This is a genomic window from Flavobacterium flavipallidum (genome assembly GCF_038289905.1).
Taxonomy (GTDB): domain Bacteria; phylum Bacteroidota; class Bacteroidia; order Flavobacteriales; family Flavobacteriaceae; genus Flavobacterium; species Flavobacterium flavipallidum.
Genome location: NZ_JBBYHU010000060.1, coordinates 1 through 4748, shown reverse-complemented (window position 1 = coordinate 4748; position 4748 = coordinate 1). Strand labels below are relative to the sequence as shown.

2 protein-coding genes and 1 pseudogene are annotated in these 4748 nt (G+C 26.8%); all 3 read left to right on the top strand.

Going from position 1 to position 4748, the window contains the following annotated elements; translation table 11 throughout:
- Positions 1 to 120 precede the first annotated feature (120 nt).
- Positions 121 to 459, top strand: a pseudogene (locus tag AAEO59_RS16280) (MFS transporter); the annotation flags it as partial.
- Positions 460 to 846: 387 nt separating this feature from the next.
- On the top strand, positions 847 to 1818 hold the full coding sequence (locus tag AAEO59_RS16275; protein WP_341701801.1) for a M23 family metallopeptidase: 972 nt from the start codon (positions 847 to 849) through the stop codon (positions 1816 to 1818).
- Between the two features lie 440 nt (positions 1819 to 2258).
- Positions 2259 to 3029 carry a hypothetical protein gene (locus tag AAEO59_RS16270; protein WP_341701800.1) on the top strand — a complete coding sequence of 257 codons (771 nt, stop codon included), beginning with the start codon at positions 2259 to 2261 and terminating at the stop codon, positions 3027 to 3029.
- Positions 3030 to 4748 lie beyond the last annotated feature (1719 nt).

Below are 4748 nucleotides of genomic sequence, written 5' to 3'. Positions count from 1 at the left end.
ATTCAAGGAGAAGACAGAGGACTAATGCGCTAAATAAGTCACAAGCTTTGCAGACATGATAGTTCACCTCTGTTTTCCTTTGAATAAATTTAATGTTTTTTACCAAATACAAAGTAAAGGCAGCCATTAGGTCATATTAGTTTTTGGATTCCGGTTTTGTTGATAGGTGTTGGCGCTTCGGCTCATCAGGCATGGTCGGCTAATATTTTTACAACGGTATCTGATATGTTTCCTAAAAAAGCTATTGGAACTATCATTGGCATAGGAGGTATGGCTGGTGGAATAGGTGGAGTTTTAGTTTCTAAATTAGGAGGCTATTTATTTGATTATTATGAAAGTTTAGGGCATATTCAAACAGGATATACTATTATGTTCGTTATTTGTGCTGTGTCGTATCTTATTGCTTGGGCTGTAATGAAAATTTTGGTGCCTAAATACAATCCAGTTACGGATTTATAATTGATGTATTTTTAAGTAGATGGGAAATGTGTATTTCAAAAAAATGATTTACAAATGTTTTGTTTTCCAGAGAATTACTAATTGCAATTTATAAAAGATAAATATATGAGAAGAATACTTATAGTATTATTGTTGATTTTTGCCTCGACGGAAGGTTTATACAAGGAAAATCAAATATAAATTCTACAAGGGAAAGTGTTCCATTTTAATGGAAAAGTTGAAATAAGTACTGGTGGAAGTCAACCTGATGAAACTATAAAAACAAGTGGAAACGTTACTAAAAAGAGTATACTCATTTTATAATTTTAATTAAAATGGGTTGCTGAATAACCAATAATAAAAAAGTATAATTATAGGTATATAAGCACTTTTTAAAACATAAATTAGATGAAAAACTTAACTAGAATCAAACTAAAAAAAGCTATTATTTGCTTGATATTGTTAGCTATAAATAATTATTCTTTTGCTCAAGATCAAAATATTACGATAAATAGAACCGTAAATAATGATAACAGCGTTAATTTGAATTATGAGAAAAAAATACCTGGAAGTTATTATCTGTTTTTAGAATTATCAGATGTCAGAAACTGTTATGCAGAGGTATACAGAGGAGTAATTACAGGTTCTTCTGGAAGATTATTAAATATCAAACCAATTGATGCCCAACAAACAATAAGCTATTCTTATAAATTTAATACTATCATAGGGGTACCAGACCCAAAGACAGATAGTTTATTTCAATACTTTCTCCCCTTTAAAACAGGGGAAAAAGTAAAAATTCAGGAAGCTGTTAATATTGGTGAAAAATATTTTGGAGCAGAAAAACCACAAAATTGGAAATCTTATGTCGTTAATCTTAAAAGTGCAGATACTATTTTTAGTATGCGAAAAGGAATTGTTGTTAAAATAATTAACGAATATAATGATGATGCTTCTATAAAAAAAAATTATACCAGCAAAAGAAATTATATAATAGTTGAACATGAAGATGGGACACTTGCATCATACAAAGGTTTTCAAATAAATTCCATTAAAGTGAAATTGGGACAAACTGTTTATCCTCAAACACAATTAGGGTTAGTTCAATTATTTGACAAGACAACAAATAATTATAGATTTGATTTCAGTATTTATTATTTGTCTAATTATGAAAATATTAGCAATAGTGAAAAACGAACGTATAAAGATTACTCGGGTTACTATAATTTTATAACTCCCAGATTTTTAACAACAGATGGACTAACAATCGTTGAACCTAATAAAGAATATATGGCATCTTTCGATGAATCAATTTTACTTCAAGAAATGACACGTTCTGAAAAGAAAAAATACGCAAAAGATCCTAGCCAATTCAAATAAAAAAATGAACTAGTAGAAGTATCCGAGTTTAGCAGGCAAGGATTATTTTAGAAGCAGGTGAAGTAGCTGTTATTAATAAAATAGATAACAATTATACTTATTATAATATAGAAATTGGGTGAGTGGGTGAAACTACAATTGCAACCACCAGAATTGTAAATTACAAGTCTATATTAGATAAAATATTCGTCAATTTTGTCCCTAAAGCTGATGTAAAAAGATATTTAAGTGCCTATAGCATTTCATTAAATGAACATTTATTAGGCGTAATTTATTTTGCAATCTATAAAAATGGTATTAAAACATTTGATTATTGTTTGCCTGGAGTACTCTAAAGCAATAGCAAAGAAAGCCCTATTGAATATGAAATATTTGGGTATCTTGTTGATGTAATGGTTGAGGAGGATAAACTCTAAAAAGTCAACCAAAAAACAGAATAAATGAAAAAAAAACTACTAATAATAATATTCCTTTTAGTAGGCGAATTGACTTTCTCTCAAATTGAGAAAAAAACAGACAATACTATTTTGGCGAAGACAAAACAAACAGTTTCAATTGACCCTGTCTATTTTGTATTGGGAACATTAAGCGACTATAATGGGCATTTTTATTATGTTAAAAGAGAAAAGCAAGTTGACAGATATTATCCTTTTGAGAAACCATTGGTAAATTATTTGACTTTATATATTAAGGTAAAATTAAATATTACTGTTGATACCATTTTTGAAAAATCAAATCATTGTGAAATGTATTCTGATGAACTTTCTAAAAAACTAAATAGTTTTTATGGGGATAAAGACGAATTAGTTGGTAATAAATTTGAAACAAAAAATCAATTTTATTCTTATTTAGCAGGAGCTTATTACAGATATGGTGAAAAACTTGATTCGTCTATATATAAAATTCAGTTAACTAATTCCCCAAATCATAATATTTGCTATGAGTTACTAAGAAAGAGTGGTTGCAAAAAAATATTATATGAATACTTAAAAAATATTCCCGCTCAATTTATATATTATTTTGAACCAACTGATGCGCTTAAAATATACTTAGATTCGTTTGAATTAGAAAAAGAAATTCTTAAAGATTCATTTTATAATCAAATAGAAGAAGAATTTATGGAGGGAGTAATAACGAAAGAAAATATTAAAAAAAGTTTTCAGGAATCTAAGAATAAAGAAATTATAAGATTCAATAACAATTTTAAATAAATTTCCAGTTAAGAAGGTTTGTAACAAGAGATTTGAGTAATTGATTTTAAAAGTAAGATTGTAATTATTATGATCATCCAGGCTGCGCAAAGTGTCCTGACTTTTTCAATGAATGTTTTTAATGTTTTGCATGATGATGCTATTAATTTAGACGATGTTACTATTACCGTTAAATGAAATATTACCAAGGCATATTGCTCTTGTAGCTGAATTAGATATTGCTCTTGACGGAATAAATGAAGGCATTAAATAAGCTTATGGAAACGCAAAATGATTCCATTTGTTTTATAAAAAAAACAATGAAATACATTTTATTTTTGTTTATAAAATCTTTTTCTTATTTACTAATAGGGGGAGGATTTTACATTGTATATATGAGTAATTTAGAAAAAATAACGATAAAGTAAATATAGCAAGAACTAAATTCTCATTACGTCTTGTAATTTTTGTTTTAGCGATATGTGTAATTGGAACTTTGTGGGAAGCAATACAATTACTAATAAAATAATTTTATGTTTCTAAAATTAATACACATTTTTATGTCTTTTGTTTTTATTTGCTATCCTCTTTCTCAATTAAAGGCGAATATTCTTTTAGAGTAAAACAGGAAGCACCAGCATTTTATTTTATGCATGGTAATAAATTAAGAATGAACTACTAATTGTAGCTTTTGCAATACATAAAACGAAGAAAAGTAACTTGTAAAAGAGTTGCTTTTTCGTATTGTACTTTTTTACAATATCTTGATTTTTTTATTCCTAAGATGTTAAAAAAAATAATAATTTAAAAAAGGATGAGTAATAATGCTCATCCTTTTTTGCTTTATATTATCTCAAAACAAATAAAATGATAAAAATTGATTCCTGATGTTTAGGGAGGGTGATGGTATTAATTATATAAAATGCAAACAGAATAAGTCAATAATCAAAAAAAAATTACTTCAAATTGAATTAGCTTCTTGTTTGCAGAGTTACTGTCTCGAATGAAGAGTAAGTGCAGAGTAGTTCAATATTCGTAAGGTGTATAGATGTGTTACTATCTTAATTGTCATTTTAGTTCGTTTCAAATGAAACTCTTAAAATAATTCTTTAAAAAAAAATATATGATGTTGTTTAAGAATCAATCTGATTTTAAGTAAATCTAAAGTTGGTATGTTTTTTTGTGATTTGGTTTTTTCGAAGTGTTAATCTTTGTTAACAAAATTAAGTTTTTTTCTATGGCTTAGGAATATGATTTGGTATTAAGCAGGTGTTTTTTGTGTTGTCTTCGGTGTTAATTGTGTTGTTTTTTATGATTAAAATTAATTTAATTGTAATTTAAAAGCTATAAAAATACATAAAGTAAAATTTAATTGTATTTTTTTAAAAAACAAACCAACAATCGGTTGCGTTGATTGTCAATTTATTTTACATTTGTTTTTTGACTACAATTCTTAATGTTTTGTTAATTAAAAATGTTGTGTAAAAAGCAGTAGAGGTGAGCCTCTAAAAAAATATTGTTGGTAAACTAGGATTTTGTTCCTGATGTTTTTAATAATAATGTGTGGTGTTATGAATATTTGTTTTGACGCATGGAGATAAAACAATCTTTGTAATAATTAGAAGTTGGATTAAATTAATGTATTATAAATAATAAATAATTTAGTATGAAAAAAGAATTACAATTTTATTTGGCTATCATAGCTTTTTTAATTTATGGGCAGACTGCTTTAGCTCAGGA